This window comes from Neisseria sp. P0001.S005 (genome assembly GCF_051963715.1).
Map to the genome: position 1 here is coordinate 1 of NZ_JBQCTZ010000020.1, position 22,809 is coordinate 22,809.

The window sequence follows — 22,809 nt, forward strand, 5'->3', positions numbered from 1 at the left end:
GCCGCTTTGTTAATTTCTATAACACTGTGAAGCCGCACCGCAGTTTGAACGGCGATACGCCGTTTGAGGTCTTGCAGGCTTATTTTTCTCAACCTGTGGTGTAAACAACGCGGTTATTTTCTACATGACTTTATTTATTGAAGAAATGTTTTCACTATCAGCCTTAACAATCACTATTAAAATGTGCTCCGATGTTCTGTCTCCGCCTGTATGCGGCTTGGGCGACGGCGAGGCTGCATTCGAGCAGGTTGCGGTTTTCGTATTCGGACGCGGTGTGCGGTTCGGCTTGGTTTTGCTTCCAAAGCCGCAGTTGGGCGATGGCGCGGCGCAGGCCGGTATCGTTGCGGAGGATGCCGAGATGGCGTTGGTTGAACGCTTGCAGGACGGGGCGGCTGAATGTGTTTTGGAGGTCGTCTGAAAAGATGCCTGCTTCGGCGGAGGGGTTTTCAGACGACCTTTGGGGCGGTGCGGTTTGGAACGCTTGTCCGTCTGCGATGGTTTGGGCGGCAAGCCTGGCGGTAACGACGCATTCGAGCAGGGAGTTGCTGGCGAGGCGGTTGGCTCCGTGCAGCCCTGTGCAGGCGGTTTCGCCTAAGGCGTAGAGCTGCGGCAGGGAGGTTCTGCCACTGGGGTCGGTTTGGATACCGCCGCAGGTGTAGTGTTGCACGGGGCGGACGGGGATGGCTTGGCGCGTGATGTCCAAACCGCATTGGGACAGGCAGTGCCGATGGATGGACGGGAAATGCTGACGGATGAACTCTGCAGGTTGGCGGCTGATGTCGAGCGAGACGAAATCTTGCGTTTGTTTGGCGATTTCGGCGGCGATGGCGCGGGCAACGATGTCGCGCGGCGCGAGTTCGGCGCGGCGGTCGTAATGCGGCATAAACCGTTCGCCCGCTTGGTTGCTCAGAATGCCGCCTTCGCCGCGCACGGCTTCGGAAATCAGGAAGGTGCGGCTGTTTTCAGACGGCCTTGCCAAGCCTGTGGGGTGGAATTGGATAAATTCGAGGTTTTCGACTGCGCAGCCTGCGCGTATCGCCATGGCGATGGCGTCGCCCGTGCATTCGGGCGGCGTAGTGGTGGCGGCGTAAATCTGTCCCAAGCCACCGCCTGCGAGTACGGTATGGCGGGCGCGGATACGGTAGGTTCCTTGCGTTCGGCGGTCGAGGACGGTCAGTCCGCACGCCGCGCCTGATTCGGTTTGAACGTCCAACGCCATCTGCTGCTCGTAAACGCGGATGTTCGGGCGGCGGCGTATTTGGGCAATCAGGCTCTGCATGACGGCTTCGCCCGTGTAGTCGGCGACGTGGGCGATTCGGCGGCAGGTATGCCCGCCTTCGCGCGTCAGGTGCAGGTCGTTATGATTCCGGTCGAACGCCACGCCCTGCGCCAGCAGCCATTCGATTGCCGGTTTGCCCTGCGACAGGATGGCGCGGACGGCGGCTTCGTCGCACAAACCCGCGCCCGCTTCTAAGGTATCGGCAACGTGTTTTTCGATGTCGTCCTCTCCCGACCACGCCGCCGCAATCCCGCCTTGCGCATGACGGCTTGCGGTGTCGTCCAGCCGGTTTTTGCACAAAATGACGATGCGGAACGATTCAGGCAGAGACAGGGCGAGCGTCAGTGCCGCCAGCCCGTTTCCGGCAATCAATACGTCGCAATCGGTTTGCATATGGTGTTGTCCTTGTTTGAGAGGTCGTCTGAAACGGCAATATTGACGGCAAATCAGGCGGGTCCCATGCCGTTGAACACATCCCCGCGTTTGAGTCCTGCCGCGAAGTCGAGCATACGCTGCAAAGGCAGTTTGGCAGCTTCGCCCAGCTTTCTGTCCAACAGGATTTCGTTGTGTCCGCTTGTCAGAGCGTATTTGATGCCGCCCAGCGAATTCATCGCCATCCATGGGCAGAGCGCGCAGCTTTTGCAGCTTCCGCCGTTGCCCGCCGTTGGTGCGGCGATAAATTCTTTGTCGGGTGCCTGCTTTTGCATTTCGTGCAAGATGCCTAAATCGGTCGCTACGATAAATTTTTTTTCAGGGCGCGATACGGCGGCTTTGAGCAGTTTGCTGGTTGAGCCGACCACTTCGCCCAGTTCGATGACGCTTTGCGGCGATTCGGGATGAACCAGCACCACCGCGTCGGGGTGTTCCGCTTTCAACGCCGCCAGCTCCTGCCCTTTGAATTCGTTATGGACGATGCACGAACCCTGCCACAAAAGCATATCCGCGCCCGTTTCGCGGCGGATGTAGTCGCCGAGGTGGCGGTCGGGTCCCCAAATCAGTTTCTCGCCGCGTGATTTCAGATAGGACACAATTTCCAACGCCACCGAAGACGTTACCACCCAATCGGCACGCGCTTTCACGGCGGCGGAAGTGTTGGCGTACACTACCACCGTACGGTCGGGGTGTTGGTCGCAAAACGCCGAAAACGCTTCTTCCGGACAACCCAAATCCAAAGAACATTCCGCTTCCAAATCAGGCATCAGCACCGTTTTTTCAGGGCAGAGGATTTTCGCACTCTCGCCCATGAAGCGCACGCCCGCCACCACCAGCGTGCCGGCTTCATGTTCCGCGCCGAAGCGCGCCATCTCCAGCGAATCGCCCACGCACCCGCCCGTTTCCAAAGCCAAATCCTGAATCAGCGGATCAACATAATAATGCGCTACCAAAACTGCGTTTTTTTCCTTCAGCAAAGCCTTGATTTCGTTTTTCAGGTAGCCCGCCGTCTCGCGGTCTGGCGTATCGGCAACCTTCGCCCAAGCCTGTCGGATTTGGCAGGCGGAAGTCGGCGTTTGGATGAGGGGCATGTCGTAATCGAACGAGCGGCGGGCGGCGGTTTGCATGATGTTTCCTTGTGGCTGGTTTTTCAGACGGCATGAAGGTTTGCCGTTTATATTTTGAAATAGTTTTATATTATGCTCAAATTGAGTATAATATGCAAGGTCGTCTGAAAACCGCTTTGGTTTACAATAAGGTTTTCTCTTGAATGAAAGCCATGCATGGATGCCTATCCTGAAACAGCGGTCAATCCGCAAAGTATCGTTGAACTTGTTCCTGTACTGATCGCCATTACAAACGGCAGCTTGAGGGTTTTGACAGTTGCCCAGGGAGAGTTATTACCCAATGGCTTGCTTGCACCGCTTCGCCACTCCTTGCAGGCAGGGGTCAGAATGTGGGTTGCCAAGCAGACATCACAGCCTATGGGCTATGTAGAACAGCTTTACACGTTTGTGGATACGAGCCGCCAAAATGAACAAGGCTTACCTGTCTTATACGTCAGCTATCTAGGACTGGTGCGCGAGGCGGCCGACAACATCCTGCATCCCGACGCGAAATGGCAGGACTGCTATTGCTATTTTCCGTGGGAAGATTTACGTAGCGCCGGTAGGCAACATGAGACCATCGTCAGCCGCCTGCGCATTTGGGTAAACTCTGCGGATACGGAGGAAGTACGCCAAAAACGACTCAAGCGGATTCATTTGTGCTGGGGGGTAGAACCTGAAAACTGGTCGGAAGAATACGTTTTGCAACGCTATGAAATGCTGTATGAAAGCGGCCTGATAGCGGAAGCCGCCGAGCCGCAGGCAAACTTCGACTTCGCGCTCACGGGGCAGCCCATGCGCCACGACCACCGCCGCGTACTGGCGACAGCCTTATCCCGCCTACGCGCCAAAATCAAATACCGCCCCGTAATTTTTGAACTGATGCCGCCCGAATTTACACTGCTGCAACTGCAAAACAGCGTCGAAGCCATCAGCGGCAGATTGCTGCATAAGCAAAACTTCCGCCGCCAGATTCAGCAGCAAAACCTTATCGAGCCGTCGGATACCGGCGTATCAGGCAGTAAAGGCCGTCCTGCTCAGCTTTACCGCTTCCGCGACGATGTCCTGCCCGATCAGTTGATTTCTGATATCGGACTGCCGTTAGGTAGCCGCTAACTGATTTTCAGACGGCCTCAAATTAAATTTTGCCCCATCGGGGCAATATCAATATTTTTCCAACAAAGGAAACTTCATGTCGTCTGAAAACAATCTTCTTCCTCTACCCGATACCCTGTTGCGTCCCATGGTAGAACAAGCCTTGAGCGAAGACTTGGGCAGGCGCGGTGACATTACGTCCGCCGCCGTCATCGCACCCGACAAAACCGCCAAACTCTTCCTCGTCAGCCGTGAAGACGGCGTCATCGCCGGCATGGACTTGGCGCGTCTCGCCTTTCAGACGATGGATTCGTCCGTCCGCTTCCAAGCCGAAATCCACGACGGGCAAGCCGTCCGCGCAGGTCAGACGCTGGCTGTCGTCGAAGGCAACGCCCGCGCCCTGCTTGCCGCCGAACGCACCGCGCTCAACTACCTCACGCACTTGAGCGGCATCGCCACCGCCACCGCGCGTGCCGTCGCCGAGGTCGCCGAATACGGCACAGACATCGTGTGCAGCCGCAAAACCATCCCCCTGCTGCGCGTCCTGCAAAAATACGCCGTCAGGGCGGGCGGCGGCGTGAACCACCGCATGGGCTTGGACGACGCCGTGCTCATCAAAGACAACCACCTCGGCTATTGCGGCAGCATCGCCCAAGCAGTTCGGCAGGCAAAACAGGCGGTCGGACCGTTGACTTGTGTAGAAATCGAAGTGGACACGTTGGCACAACTGGACGAAGCCATCGCAGCGGGCGCGGAACGGATTTTGCTGGACAACATGGACGACGAAACCTTGAAAGAAGCGGCAAACCGCTGCCACACACAAACCGCCCACACACACACCATCTATTGCGAAGCATCGGGCGGCATCGGCTTCGACCGCCTGAAGCGCGTGGCACAAACCGGCGTGGATGGCATCGCCCTCGGCTATCTGACCCACAGCAGCCGTTCGCTGGACATAGGGTTGGATTTCGTGGCTTAAATTTTGAGTTTGCTATAAAGCAAAGGCCGTCTGAAATATAGACGTTTCATTTTCAAACAGCCTTTTTAATTCCAAAGCAGAAGATATAAAAATTATGCAGGTTAGCTTTAACTTTCATATAACATGAAAGAGTAGGGCATAACTAAGCCATCATGTAAAAAGCCGTCTGAAACCCAATGTTCAGACGGCTTTTTACTCCCCAAATGATTAATTGATCATTACCATTTTCCAGTTATCCCAATGCGGATTGTCCTACCAGGTGCAGGCAGATAAGAGCGGCTCATCGGGTCGAGGTAGTAGCGGTTGGTCAGGTTGCTGCCCACAAGCTCGGCAGTCAGGTTCTTGCCGATTTTGTAGCGCAAATAGGCGTCCCATACGGCGACAGGCTGCCAACGCATAGTATCGGTGTCCGCTTGAAGGTTGGAGCCATTGACACGGTTTAGTTGGTCGTAATAAGCCTGCCATATGGTACGGCGGTTTTGATAGACACGGCTGTGGTAATGGAAGCGGATGCCGCTTTCCAGCTTGTTGCGGAAGAAGCGTCCGCCCAAATCAGCATCAATCGACCAGCGCGGTTGAACCATGCTGGCAAGATAGCCGTTGTCAGTCAAGCCGCCGTAATTGCATTCGGGCGCGGGAATAAAGCCGCCACCGCTCAAATAACTCGAATTATCTACACTGGAAACGGCAAAAGATTTGTCGCAAACTTTGTTTTTGAGCGTACGCAATACGCCGACTCCTCCAAAAAACCTGCCGCTGTCGAAGCGTGCCTGTAACTCCACGCCGGTACGGATTTGTTTGTCGAATTGCTCGAATTCAAAATTCTCGTCCCTGTCGATAATGTTTTTGGTTTTGTTGTGGAAGTAGTTGACACGGAAATCCGCGCTTTTCATTTTGGGAAACAGCCCTGTCAAATCATGAATATAGCCAACCTCCCAGTTTTTGGCGTGTTCGGGTTGCCAGCCGTAACCCATGCGGGCAAACGATCCTGCCACATTTGAAAAGCCGTATGTTCCCTCAAATATGCTGGGAAAGCGCAGGGTTTCGGTATAGCGCAGATAGGTGCGGGCATAGTCTGTAAAATTGATGGTCGCGGAGAAAGCTGGCGCCCAGCCGCTGCCGCCCTGTTTGCGGGCGCGCTGCAGTTCGTTAGATGTAATAGGAGACCTATAAAACCTTAGAGTGTCGTAATTAGGTATATATTTTTGAACTACGCGCGGACTGTCAGGATTGCTTGGATCATAAGCAGGATTGACGGCTTGACTATGCAACTCGGGAATGGCAAACCAAGGATGATTGGCAGGATTCAGACGACCTTTGTCGTCTTTCAGCCAATAGTATGTCAGCTTATCCAGCCTTGGTCTGTTGTCGTCATTATGGGGAGTGGGATTTAATATTGCCACCCCTCTTTCATCTATTACGATACTGTCTCTTGCCGCATTGAATTCATCATTGTTGATCGCATTCAGATAATCACGATATTCCTGCTCGGTTGCTACACGGGTAAACCGAAATACCTGACCTCGATTAACTTCTAAGGGATTGTTGTATTTGTCAAATCCGGTTTTCAGCCGCTCGTTGTCGTCCTGTATCTTGAAGTTGGTATAGCGCGCTCCTGCCGTCAGAGTCAGCCAGCTCATCGGCTGGTAGCGGAAATTGAAACCAAAATTCCATTCTCTGCGCCTACCGTTCCTCGGCTCGCCGAATCTTGTCAGTTCGGTATTGGTAGCCAATTGTGATGCCTCTATTTCTTCCCTGTATTTATCCAAACCATCATGACTTAATTCTTCTGAAAACTCATTACGGGATCTCAATTTTTCATTTTGGAAATCTCCCATTAAGGTCAGCGTCAGCTTATCGTGCAATTTCATACGGTTGGAAAAGTTGAAACCGTTGCGGGTATTGTTGGCATAGTAGGCATTACCCTCTATGGTATTGAAGCGTCCGTTGGTGTTTGGAAGCTGTTCGACACCATCCGTCCTGTCTTCATACATGGCATCACCGGGCGAACCGCCTGCGGTATTGGTTTTGGATTTGGTACGGGTCGTCCACAATGACGCATCGAAATCTATCCAACGGTTGCCTTCGGGCTTCCATGAATAATCGATATTGTAGGAACGCTGTTTGACCCATGCCCTCGGCCATTCGGCAATTTTATTCAGATTATCCGGCGTACTGAATAGCGGACCAATGACGCGGGAGGGCATGATTTCACCAAAAATGGAGTCTGTATGACGCAGTCCGAATTTCAAGGTTTGGCGGTTGGGCAAGCGGAAGGTAGTTTTGCCTAGCCATGATTTATTTTCCAGCGAAGTATTGGTTACTTCGCCGCCCGGATGGTAGGAAAGCCCAATTCTCGCAATATCAGGTGCGCCCAACATTGCCTCGCTTCCGTAGAATTTTTCGCCTCTTGCAGCGGCATCTGCAATCTGTCTGTTTAATTCATTGACCGTCTCCATTGTTCAAGGGCCGATATAGCCGTAGCGCTCCGCCCCTTTTTTACCGGAAAAATAATTGCCTTTACTGCGGTAGGCATAGGCGAGCATGGCATCGAAATTGTCCTGCTTGGTGGCGGCGGCAATACGGTAGGCTTTATCCTCACCAAATTTATTGCGTCCGCTAAAACGTTGGCTGACTCGGTCGGTATCGTCCAACATTGCCCGCCAAATACCGCCGAGTGCGACGGTAGGATCATCCAATGTCCGATAATCGACTGATTTTTCATAGATATTGGCACGTTGTTTGATGGAATTATTGGCAGCCTCCGCCTTCACTTCAAAGCCGTATTTCTGCCCTTCGGGGACAATATCGTCGGCATCGATGGTTTTCAGGGCGACGGAGCCGCCTATGCCGCTTTTCATATCACGGCTGAACGATGGGCCTTTTTCGATGGAAACGCTGCTGATGATGTTGGGGTCGACGTAGTTGCGGTTGTTTGCGCCTGCGTAGCCGCGCCAGACGGTAATCGCCTGCTCCGTGCCGTCGATGGTAACGGGAATCCGTCCCTGTCACTGTACGCCGCGTATATTGGGATCCAGCGCGCTGCTGTACACGCCGAACATACCGCTCAAAAGGTCGGATACGGTGTTGCCTTTGAAGGTCTCAACTTCGTTTTTGCCTTTGTAAAGATTGACGATTTCTCGGGTATAAACCCGGTTTTTACCGATTTTGTCTTTATTGCGTGTGCCTTTGACCGTGATGGTATCGAGAATAACTGTCGAATTGTCTGCAGCATAAACGGCAGGGACGAAACCAATGGCGGCGATACAGGCGGAGAGGGTGGTGACTTTAATCGGTTGCATAGAATGTATCCATATAACTTGATTGGTAAGGCCATCTGAATGAGACAGATCGAATAGATGCGATTACACTCTGACTAAAATAACACAAATAAGTTTGATTATTATTTATGATTTTGTGAAATTCTAACTAATTTTTAATAATATAGAAATGTTTTTTGAGTTTGAGGTAAATAGAAGGGTGAGGGATAAGTGGAACAAATAAAAGCCTGTTTGAAAATTTCAGACAGGCTTGGATTCAGATTTCAAATGCAACATTCGGGTACCAGTGGTTGGAACAGATTCAAGAATAAAACACTTGGCGTTCCGTGGCTAAATGTTTTTTCGGCGATGCGCCTTTCGATCTTTGTCGATTATCTTGATGAAGGTGGCGGTAAACGGTGCTGTGATGGAATGTCATCTGGTGGTGTTTGTACAGGTAGGCGTAACGAATACATATGCTCTGTTCCTTTGTAGAGAGAGCGGAAATCACCGTATGCGGCGTGAATTAGATGAAGTTAATACGCCTGCCTTGGGCAAGTATTTGTCTGACTTTCACGTTTTATTCCGCCTGCGGCAGTTTGGCGGGAAACTCGGTTTCAGTGGAGACCTCCGAAGCAGCCCGCACCCAGGTATTTTGGATTGACTAACGCGAGCTATCTGCCAAATACTTTCCGCCAGGCATTCGGATTGATTTTAAACTTGGCTTTGAACTGCAAACGTAGGTTTGCCGCGCTGCCGAAGCCGCTTTGTTCGGCGATGCGTTCTATCGGCAAATCCGTATTTTCCAACAAATCCTGTACCTGCCATAGCCGCTCTGTTGTGAGCCACTCACCAAAATTCATGCCTGTGGCTTGAGAAAAATGGCGGATAAAGGTTCGGCGGGAAACAGCTAATTTTTTTGCCAAATCGTCCAAGCGGTATGGGGTCGCAAGGTTTTGGCGCAGTTCGTCCAATAAGTGATTGATTTTGTCATCGGCGGTACGACGTTCGACAGGTCGGTGGATAAACTGTGCCTGCCCGCCTTCGCGGTGTGGTGCCGCAACCAAGGTACGGGCAAGGTCGTTGGCAACGGTTGCACCGTGGATTTTGCGGATGAGGTACAGGCAGCAATCCAGCCCGCCCGCCGCACCTGCCGATGTTAAAAAGTTGCCGTCTTCCGCATATAGGCGGTTGGTATCCAGATGAATTTTAGGGAAACGGCGGACAAAGTCGTCTTCGGCAAGCCAGTGGGTGGCGGCGGTTCTGCCGTCTAAAAGTCCTGTGTAGGCAAGGGCGTAAGTGCCGTAACATAGGGCGGTGATATGCGCACCACGTTGTACCGCTTTCTGTAAATGCGCGCTCAACTCGGGTGTCGGGGCTTCTTCAATATTGCGCCAGCCTGCGATGACGATGATGTCGGCTTCTTCCGTCAAATCCAAGCCGCCGTGTACGGGAATGCTTGCGCCCAGTGCCGTGATGACGTCTTTGCTGTCATCGGAACAGATTTTCAGGTCAAAGAGCGGATTGTCCCGATAGGTCGTCTGAAAAACAGAAAAGGGAATGTTGAAGACAAAATCATTCATGCCCGATTGAGCATATAGCACGATTTTGGGGACAGTTTGATTTTGGAGAAACTCGTTACGCTTGTTTTCAGACGACATTTTGGCACTATTCTTGCGTTTATTGGCAATATTGCCCATTTTAGCCGATGCGTCTGCTGTTTAAAATACGCTCCATGATTTTTTAAGGAGCAATATCATGAAATTAAATCAATTTATTCTTTCAGTCGTTTTAAGTGCAACTGCCTTTTCTGCTTGGGCAGACGATTCATACCAACATATCCGTAACGCTACCGCCAAGGTCAAATATGCGGGGCAGACGTTTTTGATTGACCCGTTTTTTGCCCCCAAGCATTCCATGAACGGCTTTGCCGGTACGTTCAATAACCAAGCCAAAATGCCGCTGGTCGGGCTGCCGATGAGCGTGAATAAAATTTTGGACGGTGTGGATGCAGTTATCGTTACCCATACTCACGAAGACCATTGGGACGAAACCGCCGCACGTTCCATTCCGAAAAACCTGCCCGTATATGTGCAGCACCAAGCCGACGCGGCAAAAATCCGCAGCCAAGGCTTTACTGATGTACGCGTGTTGAACGGCAACGCCGTCTTCAACGGCGTAACCATCAGCAAAACCGGCGGCGTACACGGTACAGAAGCCATGTATGCCAACCCGCAGCTAGCCGAAATCTTAGGTGATGCAATGGGTGTGGTATTCCAAAGCAACGGACATAAAACCGCTTATATTATGGGTGATACTGTGTGGACGGCAGATGTAAACAAAGCATTGAACCGCTACAAACCCGATTATCTGATTATGAACACGGGCTACGCGCTGATTTCAGGCATTTCAGACGGCATTATTATGGGGACGGCTGATGTATTAAAAGCCAGCCAAGTCATGCCTAAAGCCAAAATCATCACCGTACACATGGATACCGTGAATCATACCGCCGTCAGCCGCGCCGATATGCGTAAATTTATACGCGGTCAAGGCATTGAAAGCCGTGTGAACGTTCCGGAAGACGGAGAAATCGTAAAACTGGATTGATAAACGGCTTTTACCTTAAAGCAGCCTGCACCTTGCTTTTCAAAGTGCAGGCTGCTTTATTTTTTGCCACTTTTGTTAAACCGTCCAACCATGCTTGATGGCCGTTTACCATTGGGTTTAGCACAGTTTCTACCAAGCCTTTGGCGAGTTTGCCGATTTGGCTTTCTTCGGTTAATACATGCACTCGGTTGTTAGGCAGGTTTTCTAAAATCCAAGCGCCGAAAATTAAAGTGGCGGTGCTGGCGATTAACGAAAGCATCGTGCAAAATCAGCTTGAACAGCGACAAATCGACTTTGCAGTGGTTACACTAGACTTCCAAGCACCGGATATTCATGCCAAAAATTTGTATGACGAACGCTATATCTGTGCTGTTTGCCACGATCACCCCATAGCCCAGCAATCAGAACTTACCCTTGAGCAATTTTGCCAGTTAGAGCAAGCCTTGATTTCCTATCATGGCGGCCGCTTCAGTGGTGTTACCGATCAAGCCCTGAAAGCGATGGGGCTACAAAGAAATGTCAGCCTGTCGGTAATAGGTACGAGAAATTTCCCTTTATGGTCTGCAAATAGCGTGTAGGTGAATGGACTTTTAAAAGATGCAGTAAAAAGGCATAATTAAAGCCCTCATTTTTCAGAATTATTTGTTTTAGGAGCAAAAGATGAATATTTTATTATTGGATGGCGGTAAAGATTTCGGGCATTCGCATGGCGAGTTGAACCACACGCTTCACAAAAAAGCGAAAGAAGTTTTGACCGCACTTGGACATAATGTAAAAGAAACCGTGATTGATGCTGGTTACGATGTTGAAGCAGAAATCGAAAAATTCTTATGGATGGATGCAGTGATTTGGCAGATGCCAGGCTGGTGGATGCACGAACCTTGGACAGTGAAAAAATACATAGATGAAGTATTAACCGCCGGACACGGCAAGCTTTACCACAGTGATGGTCGCCATCGTGTCAATCCGACTGAAGGCTACGGCACAGGTGGCTTGTTGCAAAACAAAAAACACATGCTTTCACTTACATGGAATGCCCCGATTGAAGCGTTCACTCGTGAAGGAGACTTCTTTGAAGGAAAAGGCATGGATGCGTTATACATGCACTTCCACAAACTCAACGAATTCATCGGCTTGACCCGTCTGCCGACATTCGTATGTAACGATGTGATTAAAAATCCACAAGTAGCACGATACTTAGCAGACTACCAAGCACACTTGGAAAAAGTGTTCGGCTAATGGCAAAAAAGGTGGGTAAAAATGCCCACCTTTTTATTATTGTTGAATGGTTGTAATCATTGTAAATGAGCTACATCGTTAAGTTGCTCAATATGAAAACCGCTTTCACTATTGTATTTCACAATACTGATCGAAGTATTTAACAATGACACGGATTTACCCTCATCACGATGGTTTTCCCAAGTCGCTCCGCCTAGTAAGGATAATAAAAGCCGCAAGGTATGGCCATGCGATACCACTAAAATATTGGCTCTCGATTGATGTACTTTAATGATATCGTAAAGGGCGGCCATTGCACGTACTGCTAATTGTTCAAAGATTTCGCCACCATTGCTTAATGCTTTATAAGATGCCGGGTCATTGGTCAGTTGTCTGAATTCGGTTAACTTCCGCAGGTCAGTGATCTGCATGCCTTCCCAACTTCCAAATGATTGCTCATTTAGTCCACAGTGCTGAAAAAGAGGAATAGGACGCTGACCGATAATATGGCCAGCCGTATCAATGGCGCGTTGTAAAATACTGGAATAAGCAGCGGTAAATTCTACTTGTTGTAGCGCCGCCCCGGTTTTCTGAGCTCCTGCAATCCCTTGTTCGGTCAGTGGTGAATTGCCTGATCCCTGCAAAAGCCCCTGTTCGTTCCATTGGGTACGGCCATGGCGAATAAAATAAAATGTGAGCTGTTTTGACATCATAGTTCCTTGGAGAACGGGGAAGTATAGGGTATAACTAACTTATGATGCAAAGGCCGTCTGAAACGATAATTTCAGACGGTCTTTTTACTTTAACGTGTGCCGTTTAGATACGGTCGTGCTTGGAGGATAACAAGCTTACCGTTGTCAAACGCCCATTCGATGTCCTGTTCACCATTTGCAAATAGCTGTTTGATTTGTTGGCCGGTTTGGTCAAGGCGACGTATTTGTTCTTGATTCATTACATTGCCACTGGTTACAGGCACCTCGCGTACTCCACCGTTTTTATCCAGTTGCAATGCTGTGGTTTCATTAGAGGAGCTGAGACGTTGTACAGAATCATTGCGACGGTTATAGACTACCTGTTCGGCTACCCGTTTACCTTCAACGACACGAATACCCAACCCACGTTTGGCGGCAATGTAGGAGCTGTTTTTCTGAGCAATATCATAGGGATTGATGGTAACCAGTACACCGGAGAGATCTGCATTGATGCTTTGTTGCACAAAGACACTCATTTTCACGCTATCGTGAGGCAATCCGGCAATACGGCGGGCTTCGTATGCACTGTAATTGAAGACGGAAGCCCAAGATTGCTTCACTGCTTCGGCCAACGCGTTTTCATCGGTAACATTTGGCACGGTGGTGTATAGCCCTGCGCCGCTGAAATTGGGCAAGTCTTCGGAATTAGAGGAGCTGCGGACAAACACGCCTTTGCTGTTTAATTGATTGCGCCATTGTTCAGCCCATCTGTGTTTCCATTCTGACGGGATTTCGGCATCGGTAATTTTTTTCTGCAGTGTGAGTAAAGCAGTGCGTCGCTTGCGGTTGTCTCCATCACTTTGTGTTTCGATTTGGGCCAGTGTTGTTGCATTAATACCCAGCCTATCCATCATGGCTTGATAATAGACAAACGGAATGCAGAATCCGTCAGGTACATTACTACCTTTAATATGGGCGCGGATATGACCGAGGTTGGCAGCCTTACTGCCGCAGTAACGGCTGTCATCACGGCGCAGGTTTGACAAAGCCCTAAGGCCATAATCGGAAACATCAGGTTGGGGCAGGGTAAGGCCGTCTGAAAAGCTTTTACTGGTAGTGTTCCGGTTGGTTTGGACAATTCGGTATTGCTTAGCAGTCGCTTCAAATTCGATACGACGGCCAATATATGGGGCTAGGATTTTTTCTGCGTCTTTAAGGTAAATATTGGGAATCCCCCAGCCGCGTGCCAATACATTCACATGCGATAGTGCAGTAGATGGTTTCTCGCTGATAATCCCTGCCACAGGTGGCAGCTCTAGGGGAACCTCTTTCAAAATAATAATATCGTCGGCGCCGACATTATAAAGATCATCTCCTTTGGTAATAACGCGTAATGTGCCTATCGCTTTACCTTGGTTTAGAGGCAGGTAGGGGAAATTCTTAATCAAACTTTCTTGGGTAATAAAAGGAACTTTGCTTTGTTCGGCAACGGTTTCCTGCCATAAAGAATTGGTTTTATAACGAACGGAGCATAGAAACTGTCTTTCAGACGGCCTGCTGCCAATCTCAACAATTCAGGCGTGATTTTGTCTCCTTCCCAAAACTCATAAACATATTCCTGAGTACTATTCTGCCAACTGATAGTACCAAACAGATAACGCCGGTTAGGACTACGGTATTGTTGATTTAATTCAGTTTTTGACAGCATGGGTTTCAAGATAGTAGCCAGATAATGCTCATGCAGCCGAAATTTAGGAGTATTGATGTAGTCGGTACGGCCGTCGTCTTCACGATCGATGAGGAAAAGGATATGAGGAATTTCATATTCACTACCTTGATCATAGATACGCGAAAGTAAGTTAAAATCGGCCTGGCTTTTGATTGCAGATAACGCAGGAATTTGTGTTTTAACTGGAGTGGCTGCAGGTTGACGCTTTTCAGACTCGTAATAAGAAGGCTTACGCGCCGTTGGTGCAGCCGTGTCGGCTGTCTCAGCCTCAGGACGGCACGCTGAAAGTAAAAGCAATATTGGGAGGCAAAAAGCAAGCTTCATGATGTTGTCGGTTATCTAAATCAGATGAAAAGAAATATACCTATGGTAAAAATCTAAATCAAACTGTTTGTTGCCTGGATAAATCAGTTTTATCATCTGATATTAAATAGGCCGTCTGAAACGTAATTTCAGACGGCCTTTTAGATTGTCAACACTCCTAAAATATTCATGGACCTGAATACTTTAAAACAAGTTATTGAAATTTAGAAGAAGGAAGAAGAAATAGAAAAAAAACGATGAGTAGGATAAGGTAAAGTAGAGTTTCCAATATTTCTTAAATATTACCATTCAGACTACATTTTTCCCGTTAATCACTATCTATTTACCATCAGCATCATCTCAGTTAAGATGTCTGAATATTGTTATAATATACCTCAATAATAACCACTATTTAGAGTAATGTGGTAAATACGTTGAAGCATCAGACAATCAACGAACATGAATGTATCCTGATCAAGTTATCTTAAATTAATATTTAACTTGCTCATGATATTGAATAAGGACTTTACTGATGAAACCTTTTATCCTGCTGCTATCTGCAGCTTTATTGTCAACTTTTAGCCTAAATGCTTGTACGGAGAGAAATAATATGAGTGTCCAAGAACAAACAGAAGCACGTTTCAAATTGAACCCTGAGCCGAAACAACCATACAGGATCAAGGTTAAGATTAATAATGCACCGGGGCCGATGAAACCTATAAACGATATGTATATTGGTTATGCAGCAAGAAATTGTTCTTATACCATTAGTCGGTTGGCAGGTGCGAAAGCATCTCCTGAGAAAAATATTCCAATCAAAATGAATTTGGTCGGACATGATGAATACGAAGTACTCTTCTATGCTGATGCTGTACTGGATGAGGATTATTTCGGAGAAGGTGTCTGCCAATGGAAGCCTGAAAATTTTGGAGCTTCATTTAAGGCGACAGGTAGAAAGGAAGAAACTGAATTCAATATCAGCGATGTAATGGAAAATCTTGAAAAAGAAAAGACACTGACCAAATATTATTGGAAGCGAGGGTATCCGTATTATAAAAATAAAGACGGTTTACCATATGGAAGCGAAGATTCTCCTGATGTGGATTTTGGTGAAAAAAGCCTGACTGCCTATGGGGCAGGACCTCATAATGACAATGATTTTTTTAGTATCACCGTTACTCTAGAGAAAGTTAAACCATGAACCGACTAAGTAAACAACAGTATGCTGACCTTGCTCAAGATTCCTATGAAAACCGTGTGGTTACACCCTCTAATAAAACCTTATTTATTGGCGGAAATCATTATAGAGTTCTAGCTGTCCACAAAAACCCGACAACAGACTATCAAGGTGTAGTTTATCAAGATGTCCGTACCAATGAGATTGTTGTCGCCCATAGGGGGACGTCATCTCTGATGGATGCCAAAGTTGATCTGAAAATGGTTATCCATAAGGCCAATATCCAGGCAGAAGATGCAGCAAAACTAACTATGATGGCACTAAAAGAAGCAGATAAATTTCACAATAAACATCCTGAACAAAGTCAACCTCGTATAACACAAGTTGGCCATTCCTTAGGGGGAACACTAGCTCAAATTCAATCTTATCGTTTCAAGCAGGAGGGCGTTACCTTTAACGCCTATGGTGCAGCAGCTTTAAATGGGATTCCTAAAGGGGGGGATAAAGTAATCAATTATGCCTTGGCCTCAGATGTCGTATCTGCTGCAGGTCCACATTACGGCAAAATGGTCATTCTAGCTCAGAATCACGAACTGATGGGTATGTGGGCTGCTGGCTACAATACAAGTATCAATACATTTGCATCACAAGCTACTCCAGCGGCACTTATTAATTGGTGGTCTCATTCTATCAGCAATTTTACAGGTCCTAAGTCTATACTTTCGGAGCGTAATTATAGGCCAGCTTTAGAGTTAGCTGAACGCAATAAAAAAATGATTGATGATTATCGTGGCGATGTCAGCTTTATTCGAAGCGGTATTTATAAAACTAACAAAAGTCTGAATGAATCACAAGAAATGTACCGGAAAATCCGGGAAAAAACTGACAGAGATCCGAACCTGATGTCTTGGAATGATAAGGAAGAGCAGTACAATTTCATGCAGACAGTTGCTTCATTTAACCCACAATCTCTTCCACCTGAGGCACAAAAACTTTTTGATTCTGTCAAAGGGCATATGACCGCTTACCATGAGAAAAACGGTTTGCCTATTGATAAAGAAAAATTCCAAAATTCCGTAATGGCTCTTACTGCTTTAGGGACATCACAAGGAATGACTAATGCCACTCTGTTCAGTGTGCAAAGAGATCAATATCTAATTGGTGAACTCAACCCCCATCTAAATCGTGTTGGAATGCATATAAATGAATCTGCCTCTATACCAGCAGTAGAAAGTTTGAATCAAATTCAACAAGCTACACGGCAATCTGAATATGATGAACAACAAAGACAGATAGCGCAAACCCAGACACGAGGTATGAGCTTGTCGTAAAAGAAATGGACGCCAGGGCGCGGTTCGGTAACGAACTTGGACTATGATGCCACTATTTTAAAATTGGCAAATGCCTTGGGTGGAATAGAAGATGTCAGTCAAAAATTTGTTCAAAATTCGTTAGGGGACATCAGCAGCATGAAAAAAGGAATACAACCGTCGTAAAACTAGTCGTTATAATGAGAATTTAGTGTGCATCAATAGAGAAAAAGTCATCTGATAAATTTCAGGTGGCTTTTTTATTCTTAGATTCTATAAGTGATTGTATTACTGAGAGAAACAAGACTTAGTAGGCTAAAATACTAGAGTTATGAATTTAACATAATATTAATTATGTAGTTTTTCCCTATATCTAACAATCGCTGTTGTTTATTCCTATTTGTTAACTATTAGTTAATCTTAAAATATTCCGTATAGTACTCCAATTTTTAGTATAAAATCAATAGTTTTTAATAGAAATTTGGCTGTTTAATTTTACTGTGACCCTATCATTAATTGTAGCCTGATGAAATAGAGTAGGGCAAAGATAGTGAATTGTGCCAACTTTGTTTAAACTTATTCAAAACCGATTAGATGGTCTTATTTTCACTAATTCTATCTTTTTTCTCTCTGCAATTAGTTATTATCACTTATAACTACTGTCAATCCCTGCATTTTAGTTTCCACCGTTTCTCCTACTTTTTTTCAATCTTTCCTTAATCATGTGTGAACCTTTGCTTTTTCAGTCAATGACGTTATTTATTGGAAAAAGTTTTCACTATCAGCCTTAACAATCGCTATTAAAATGCGCGCCGATGTTTTGTCGTCTAGCGTATGCGGCTTGGGCGACGGCGAGGCTGCATTCGAGTAGGTTGCGGTTTTCGTATTCGAACGCGGTGTATGGCTCGGCTTGGTTTTGCTTCCAAAGCCGCAGTTGGGCGATGGCGCGGAGCAGGCCGGTATCGTTGCGGAGGATGCCTAGATGGAGTTGGTTGAACGTTTGCAGGACGGGGCGGCTGAAGGTGTTTTGGAGGTCGTCTGCAAAGATGCCTGCTTCGGCGGTGGGGTTTTCAGACGACCTTTGGGACGGTGCAGTTTGGGATGCTTGTCCGTCCGCGATGGTTTGGGCGGCAAGCCTGGCGGTAACGACGCATTCGAGCAGGGAGTTGCTGGCGAGGCGGTTGGCTCCGTGCAAGCCGGTGCAGGCTGTTTCGCCTAAGGCGTAGAGCTGCGGTAGGGAGGTTCTGCCGCTGGGGTCGGTTTGGATGCCGCCGCAGGTGTAGTGCTGCACGGGGCGGACGGGGATGGCTTGGCGCGTGATGTCCAAACCGCATTGGGACAGGCAGTGCCGATGGATGGACGGGAAATGCTGACGGACGAACTCTGCGGGTTGATGGCTGATATCGAGTGAGACGAAGTCTTGCGTTTGTTTGACGATTTCGGCAGCGATGGCGCGGGCAACGATGTCGCGCGGCGCGAGTTCAGCGCGGCGGTCGTAATGCGGCATAAACCGTTCGCCCGATTGGTTGGTCAGAATGCCGCCTTCGCCGCGCACGGCTTCGGAAATCAGGAAGGTGCGTCCGTTTTCAGACGACCTTGCCAAACCTGTGGGGTGGAATTGGATAAATTCGAGGTTTTCAACTGCGCAGCCTGCGCGTATCGCCATGGCGATGGCGTCGCCCGTGCATTCGGGCGGTGTAGTGGTGGTGGCGTAAATCTGCCCGAGGCCGCCGCCTGCGAGTACGGTATGACGGGCGCGGATGCGGTAGATTTCTTGCGTTTGGCGGTTGAGGACGGTCAGTCCGCACGCCGCGCCTGATTCGGTTTGGATGTCCAACGCCATCTGCCGCTCGCAAACGCGGATGTTCGGGCGGCGGCGTATTTGGGCAATCAGGCTCTGCATGACGGCCTTGCCCGTGTAGTCGGCGACGTGGGCGATTCGGCGGCAGGTATGCCCGCCTTCGCGCGTCAGGTGCAGGTCGTTATGATTCCGGTCGAACGCCACGCCTTGCGCCAGCAGCCATTCGATTGCCGGTTTGCCCTGCGACAGGATGGTGCGGACGGCGGCTTCGTTGCACAAACCTGCTCCCGCTTCCAAAGTATCGGCAACATGTTTTTCGATATCGTCCTCTCCCGACCACGCCGCCGCAATCCCACCTTGGGCATGACGGCTGGCAGTGTCGTCCAGCCAGTTTTTGCACAAAATAACGATGCGGAACGACTCAGGCAGCGACAGGGCGAGCGTCAGTGCCGCCAGCCCGTTTCCGGCAATCAATACGTCGCAATTGGTTTGCATGGTGTTGTCCTTGTTTGAGAGGTCGTCTGAAACAGCAATATTGACGGCAAATCAGGCGGGGCCCATGCCGTTGAACACATCCCCGCGTTTGAGTCCTGCCGCGAAGTCGAGCATACGCTGCAAAGGCAGTTTGGCGGCTTCGCCCAGCTTTCTGTCCAACAGGATTTCGTTGTGTCCACTTGTCAGGGCGTGTTTGATGCCGCCCAGCGAATTCATCGCCATCCACGGGCAGAACGCGCAGCTTTTGCAGCTTCCGCCGTTGCCCGCCGTCGGTGCGGCAATAAATTCTTTGTCGGGCGCCTGCTTTTGCATTTCGTGCAGGATGCCTAAATCGGTTGCCACGATGAATTTTTTTTCAGGACGCGATACGGCGGCCTTGAGCAGTTTGCTGGTCGAGCCGACCACGTCGCCCAGTTCGATGACGCTTTGCGGCGATTCAGGATGAACCAGCACCACCGCGTCGGGATGCTCCGCCTTCAACGCCGCCAGTTCCTGCCCTTTGAATTCGTTATGGACGATGCACGAACCCTGCCACAACAGCATATCCGCGCCCGTTTCGCGGCGGATATAGTCGCCGAGGTGGCGGTCGGGCCCCCAAATCAGTTTCTCGCCGCGCGATTTCAGATACGACACGATTTCCAACGCCACCGAAGACGTTACCACCCAATCGGCACGCGCTTTCACGGCGGCGGAAGTGTTGGCGTACACTACCACCGTGCGGTCGGGGTGTTGGTCGCAAAACGCTGAAAACGCTTCTTCGGGACAACCCAAATCCAAAGAACATTCCGCTTCCAAATCAGGCATCAGCACCGTTTTTTCAGGGCAGAGGATTTTCGCGCTCTCGCCCATAAAGCGCACGCCAGCCACTACCAATGTACCGGCTTCGTGTTCTGCGCCGAAGCGTGCCATCTCCAACGAATCGCCCACGCATCCGCCCGTCTCCAAAGCCAAATCCTGAATCAGCGGATCAACATAATAATGCGCCACCAAGACCGCGTTTTTTTCCTTCAGCAAAGCCTTGATTTCGTCTTTCAGACGGCCTGCCGTCTCGCGGTCGGGTGTGTCGGCAACCTTCGCCCACGCCTGACGGATTTGGCAGGCGGAAGTCGGCGTCTGGATGAGTGGCATATCGTAATCGAACGAGCGGCGGGCGGCGGTTTGCATGATGTTTCCTTGTAGCTGGTTTTCAGACGGCATAAAGGTTTGCCGTTTATATTTTGAAATAGTTTTATATTATGCTCAAATTGAGTATAATATGCAAGGTCGTCTGAAAACCGCTTTGGTTTACAATAAGGTTTTCTCTTGAATGAAAGCCACGCATGGATGCCTATCCTGAAACAGCGGTCAATCCGCAAAGTATCGTCGAGCTTGTTCCTGTACTAATCGCCATTACAAACGGCAGCTTGAGGGTTTTGACAGTTGCCCAGGGAGAGCTATTACCCAATGGCTTGCTTGCACCGCTTCGCCACTCCCTGCAAGCAGGGGTCAGGATGTGGGTTGCCAAACAGACATCACAGCCTATGGGCTATGTAGAACAGCTTTACACGTTTGTGGATACGAGCCGCCAAAATGAACAAGGCCTGCCTGTCTTATACGTCAGCTATTTAGGACTGGTGCGCGAGGTGGCCGACAACATCCTGCATCCCGATGCGAAATGGCAGGACTGCTACTGCTATTTTCCGTGGGAAGATTTGCGTACCGAAGGCGGACAGCGCGATACCATTGTCAGCCGCCTGCGTATTTGGGCAAACTCGGCGGACACGGAGGAAGTCCGCCAAAAGCGGCTCAAGCGCATTCATTTGTGTTGGGGGGTCGAACCGGAAAACTGGTCGGAAGAATACGTTTTGCAACGCTATGAAATGTTGTATGAAAGCGGCCTGATAGCGGAAGCCGCCGAGCCGCAGGCAAACTTCGACTTCGCGCTCACGGGGCAGCCCATGCGCCACGACCACCGCCGCGTGCTGGCGACCGCCCTGTCCCGCCTGCGCGCCAAAATCAAATACCGCCCCGTGATTTTCGAACTGATGCCGCCCGAATTCACGCTGCTGCAACTGCAAAACAGCGTCGAAGCCATCAGCGGCAGATTGTTGCATAAGCAAAACTTCCGCCGCCAGATTCAGCAGCAAAACCTCATCGAGCCGTCGGATACCGGCGTATCAGGCAGTAAAGGCCGTCCCGCACAGCTTTACCGATTCCGCGACGATGTCCTGCCCGATCAGCTGATTTCTGATATCGGACTGCCGCTGGGTAGCCGCTAACTGATTTTCAGACGGCCTCAAATTAAATTTTGCCCCATCAGGCAAATATCAATATTTTTCAACAAAGGAACCTTCATGTCGTCTGAAAACAATCTTCTTCCTCTACCCGATACCCTGTTGCGTCCCATGGTAGAACAAGCCTTGAGCGAAGATCTGGGTAGGCGCGGCGATATTACGTCAGCAGCCGTTATAGCGCCCGATAAAACTGCCAAACTCTTCCTCGTCAGCCGCGAAGATGGCGTCATTGCCGGCATGGACTTGGCGCGCCTCGCCTTTCAGACGATGGATCCGTCCGTCCGTTTCCAAGCCAAAATCCAAGACGGGCAAGCGGTCCTCGCAGGTCAGACGCTTGCCGCCGTCGAAGGCAACGCCCGTGCGCTGCTTGCCGCTGAACGCACCGCGCTCAATTACCTCACACACTTGAGCGGCATCGCCACCGCCACCGCTCGCGCAGTAGCCGAAGTTACCGGTTACAATGTGGACATCGTGTGCAGCCGCAAAACCATCCCACTGCTTCGCATCCTGCAAAAATACGCCGTCAGAGCAGGCGGCGGCGTGAACCACCGCATGGGCTTGGACGACGCCATCCTCATCAAAGACAACCATCTTGCCTACTGCGGCAGTATCGCCGAAGCCGTACGGCAGGCAAAGCAGGCGGTCGGACCGTTGACCTGCGTGGAAATCGAAGTGGACAGGTTGGCACAACTGGACGAAGCCATCGTGGCGGGCGCAGAACGGATTTTGCTGGACAACATGGATGACGAAACCTTGAAAGAAGCGGCAAACCGCTGTCACACGCAAACCGCCCACCCACACACCGTCTATTGCGAAGCATCGGGCGGCATCGGCTTCGACCGCCTGAAGCGCGTGGCACAAACCGGCGTGGACGGCATCGCCCTCGGCTATCTGACCCACAGCAGCCGCTCGTTGGACATAGGTTTGGATTTCGTGGCTTAAATTTCGAGTCTGCTATAAAGCAAAGGCCGTCTGAAATATAGACGTTTCATTTTCAAGCAGCCTTTTTGATTCCAAAGCAGAAAATATAAAAATTATGCAGGTTAGCTT

The 22,809-nt window shown here is 49.6% G+C and carries 19 protein-coding genes and 2 pseudogenes; 11 read left to right on the plus strand and 10 right to left on the minus strand.

All coding sequences use genetic code 11. From position 1 onward, the window contains the following. Nucleotides 1–104 (plus strand): annotated as a pseudogene (locus ACTHSP_RS04615) (IS481 family transposase); the annotation flags it as partial. A gap of 59 nt (nt 105–163) precedes the next feature. Here ACTHSP_RS04615 and nadB (ACTHSP_RS04620) read toward each other — a convergent pair. Then, the gene (gene nadB / locus ACTHSP_RS04620; RefSeq protein WP_440345718.1) at nt 164–1,672 is read right to left on the minus strand and encodes an L-aspartate oxidase; all 1,509 of its coding nucleotides are present in this window, start codon (nt 1,670–1,672) and stop codon (nt 164–166) included. Nucleotides 1,673–1,725: 53 nt separating this feature from the next. Then, nucleotides 1,726–2,838 carry a quinolinate synthase NadA gene (gene nadA, locus ACTHSP_RS04625; protein ID WP_440345719.1) on the minus strand — a complete coding sequence of 371 codons (1,113 nt, stop codon included), beginning with the start codon at nt 2,836–2,838 and terminating at the stop codon, nt 1,726–1,728. A gap of 156 nt (nt 2,839–2,994) precedes the next feature. Here nadA (ACTHSP_RS04625) and ACTHSP_RS04630 point away from each other — a divergent pair, with 156 nt between their 5' ends. Both ACTHSP_RS04630 and nadC (ACTHSP_RS04635) read left to right on the plus strand, forming a co-directional pair. Next, complete coding sequence (locus ACTHSP_RS04630) at nt 2,995–3,933, plus strand: NUDIX hydrolase (protein WP_440345720.1); 939 nt, start codon at nt 2,995–2,997, stop codon at nt 3,931–3,933. Nucleotides 3,934–4,009: 76 nt separating this feature from the next. Then, complete coding sequence (gene nadC / locus ACTHSP_RS04635; protein WP_049351020.1) at nt 4,010–4,891, plus strand: carboxylating nicotinate-nucleotide diphosphorylase; 882 nt, start codon at nt 4,010–4,012, stop codon at nt 4,889–4,891. A gap of 218 nt (nt 4,892–5,109) precedes the next feature. Here the strand turns inward: nadC (ACTHSP_RS04635) and ACTHSP_RS04640 are convergent. Then, a pseudogene (locus ACTHSP_RS04640) lies at nt 5,110–8,193 on the minus strand (TonB-dependent receptor domain-containing protein). Nucleotides 8,194–8,665: 472 nt separating this feature from the next. Here ACTHSP_RS04640 and ACTHSP_RS04645 point away from each other — a divergent pair. Further along, a complete protein-coding gene (locus tag ACTHSP_RS04645; protein ID WP_318250436.1) occupies nt 8,666–8,815 on the plus strand; it encodes a hypothetical protein in 150 nt (49 codons plus the stop codon). Between the two features lie 10 nt (nt 8,816–8,825). Here the strand turns inward: ACTHSP_RS04645 and ACTHSP_RS04650 are convergent, their stop codons facing one another. Then, nucleotides 8,826–9,812: a GlxA family transcriptional regulator gene (locus tag ACTHSP_RS04650; protein WP_440345727.1), complete on the minus strand. Its 987-nt coding sequence runs from the start codon at nt 9,810–9,812 to the stop codon at nt 8,826–8,828. A gap of 97 nt (nt 9,813–9,909) precedes the next feature. Here ACTHSP_RS04650 and ACTHSP_RS04655 point away from each other — a divergent pair, with 97 nt between their 5' ends. Continuing rightward, nucleotides 9,910–10,761 carry an MBL fold metallo-hydrolase gene (locus ACTHSP_RS04655; protein WP_440345721.1) on the plus strand — a complete coding sequence of 284 codons (852 nt, stop codon included), beginning with the start codon at nt 9,910–9,912 and terminating at the stop codon, nt 10,759–10,761. 10 nt (nt 10,762–10,771) lie between these two features. Here the strand turns inward: ACTHSP_RS04655 and ACTHSP_RS04660 are convergent, their stop codons facing one another. Continuing rightward, nucleotides 10,772–11,020, minus strand: a complete 249-nt coding sequence (locus tag ACTHSP_RS04660; protein ID WP_314513069.1) for a hypothetical protein — start codon at nt 11,018–11,020, stop codon at nt 10,772–10,774. Between ACTHSP_RS04660 and ACTHSP_RS04665 the strand changes: the two genes are divergently transcribed. Together ACTHSP_RS04665 and ACTHSP_RS04670 are read left to right on the plus strand one after the other, a co-directional pair. Then, entirely contained in the window at nt 10,998–11,339 is a 342-nt protein-coding gene (locus ACTHSP_RS04665; protein WP_440345728.1) for a LysR substrate-binding domain-containing protein, read from the plus strand. The two genes, ACTHSP_RS04660 and ACTHSP_RS04665, sit on opposite strands and share 23 nt — an antisense overlap. Nucleotides 11,340–11,421: 82 nt before the next feature. Next, on the plus strand, nt 11,422–12,000 hold the full coding sequence (locus ACTHSP_RS04670) for an NAD(P)H-dependent oxidoreductase (RefSeq protein WP_314513071.1): 579 nt from the start codon (nt 11,422–11,424) through the stop codon (nt 11,998–12,000). A gap of 56 nt (nt 12,001–12,056) precedes the next feature. On the opposite strand, the gene ACTHSP_RS04675 is transcribed toward ACTHSP_RS04670, so the two are convergent. The 3 genes from ACTHSP_RS04675 to ACTHSP_RS04685 all read right to left on the minus strand — a co-directional run bounded on the left by ACTHSP_RS04675 (nt 12,057) and on the right by ACTHSP_RS04685 (nt 14,724). Then, nucleotides 12,057–12,689: a histidine phosphatase family protein gene (locus ACTHSP_RS04675; RefSeq protein WP_314513073.1), complete on the minus strand. Its 633-nt coding sequence runs from the start codon at nt 12,687–12,689 to the stop codon at nt 12,057–12,059. Between the two features lie 92 nt (nt 12,690–12,781). Next, nucleotides 12,782–14,119 carry a PEP/pyruvate-binding domain-containing protein gene (locus tag ACTHSP_RS04680; RefSeq protein ID WP_314513075.1) on the minus strand — a complete coding sequence of 446 codons (1,338 nt, stop codon included), beginning with the start codon at nt 14,117–14,119 and terminating at the stop codon, nt 12,782–12,784. Next, on the minus strand, nt 14,116–14,724 hold the full coding sequence (locus ACTHSP_RS04685; protein ID WP_314513076.1) for a hypothetical protein: 609 nt from the start codon (nt 14,722–14,724) through the stop codon (nt 14,116–14,118). The genes ACTHSP_RS04680 and ACTHSP_RS04685 overlap by 4 nt, the downstream gene beginning before the upstream one ends. Before the next feature lie 511 nt (nt 14,725–15,235). Here ACTHSP_RS04685 and ACTHSP_RS04690 point away from each other — a divergent pair. Together ACTHSP_RS04690 and ACTHSP_RS04695 are read left to right on the plus strand one after the other, a co-directional pair. Continuing rightward, nucleotides 15,236–15,904 carry a hypothetical protein gene (locus tag ACTHSP_RS04690; RefSeq protein ID WP_314513078.1) on the plus strand — a complete coding sequence of 223 codons (669 nt, stop codon included), beginning with the start codon at nt 15,236–15,238 and terminating at the stop codon, nt 15,902–15,904. Further along, entirely contained in the window at nt 15,901–17,211 is a 1,311-nt protein-coding gene (locus ACTHSP_RS04695) for a lipase (RefSeq protein ID WP_314513080.1), read from the plus strand. Before ACTHSP_RS04690 ends, ACTHSP_RS04695 begins: the two co-directional genes overlap by 4 nt. A gap of 766 nt (nt 17,212–17,977) precedes the next feature. Here the strand turns inward: ACTHSP_RS04695 and nadB (ACTHSP_RS04700) are convergent. Both nadB (ACTHSP_RS04700) and nadA (ACTHSP_RS04705) read right to left on the minus strand, forming a co-directional pair. Beyond that, nucleotides 17,978–19,486 (minus strand): L-aspartate oxidase, encoded by a 1,509-nt coding sequence (gene nadB, locus ACTHSP_RS04700; protein ID WP_314513082.1) that lies wholly within the window; start codon nt 19,484–19,486, stop codon nt 17,978–17,980. Nucleotides 19,487–19,537: 51 nt separating this feature from the next. Beyond that, entirely contained in the window at nt 19,538–20,650 is a 1,113-nt protein-coding gene (nadA, locus tag ACTHSP_RS04705; protein WP_250579970.1) for a quinolinate synthase NadA, read from the minus strand. Nucleotides 20,651–20,805: 155 nt separating this feature from the next. On the opposite strand from nadA (ACTHSP_RS04705), the gene ACTHSP_RS04710 reads away from it, so the two are divergent. Together ACTHSP_RS04710 and nadC (ACTHSP_RS04715) are read left to right on the plus strand one after the other, a co-directional pair. Further along, complete coding sequence (locus tag ACTHSP_RS04710; RefSeq protein WP_314513084.1) at nt 20,806–21,744, plus strand: NUDIX hydrolase; 939 nt, start codon at nt 20,806–20,808, stop codon at nt 21,742–21,744. Nucleotides 21,745–21,819: 75 nt separating this feature from the next. Then, the gene (gene nadC / locus ACTHSP_RS04715) at nt 21,820–22,701 is read left to right on the plus strand and encodes a carboxylating nicotinate-nucleotide diphosphorylase (protein WP_314513086.1); all 882 of its coding nucleotides are present in this window, start codon (nt 21,820–21,822) and stop codon (nt 22,699–22,701) included. Nucleotides 22,702–22,809: the final 108 nt, after the last annotated feature.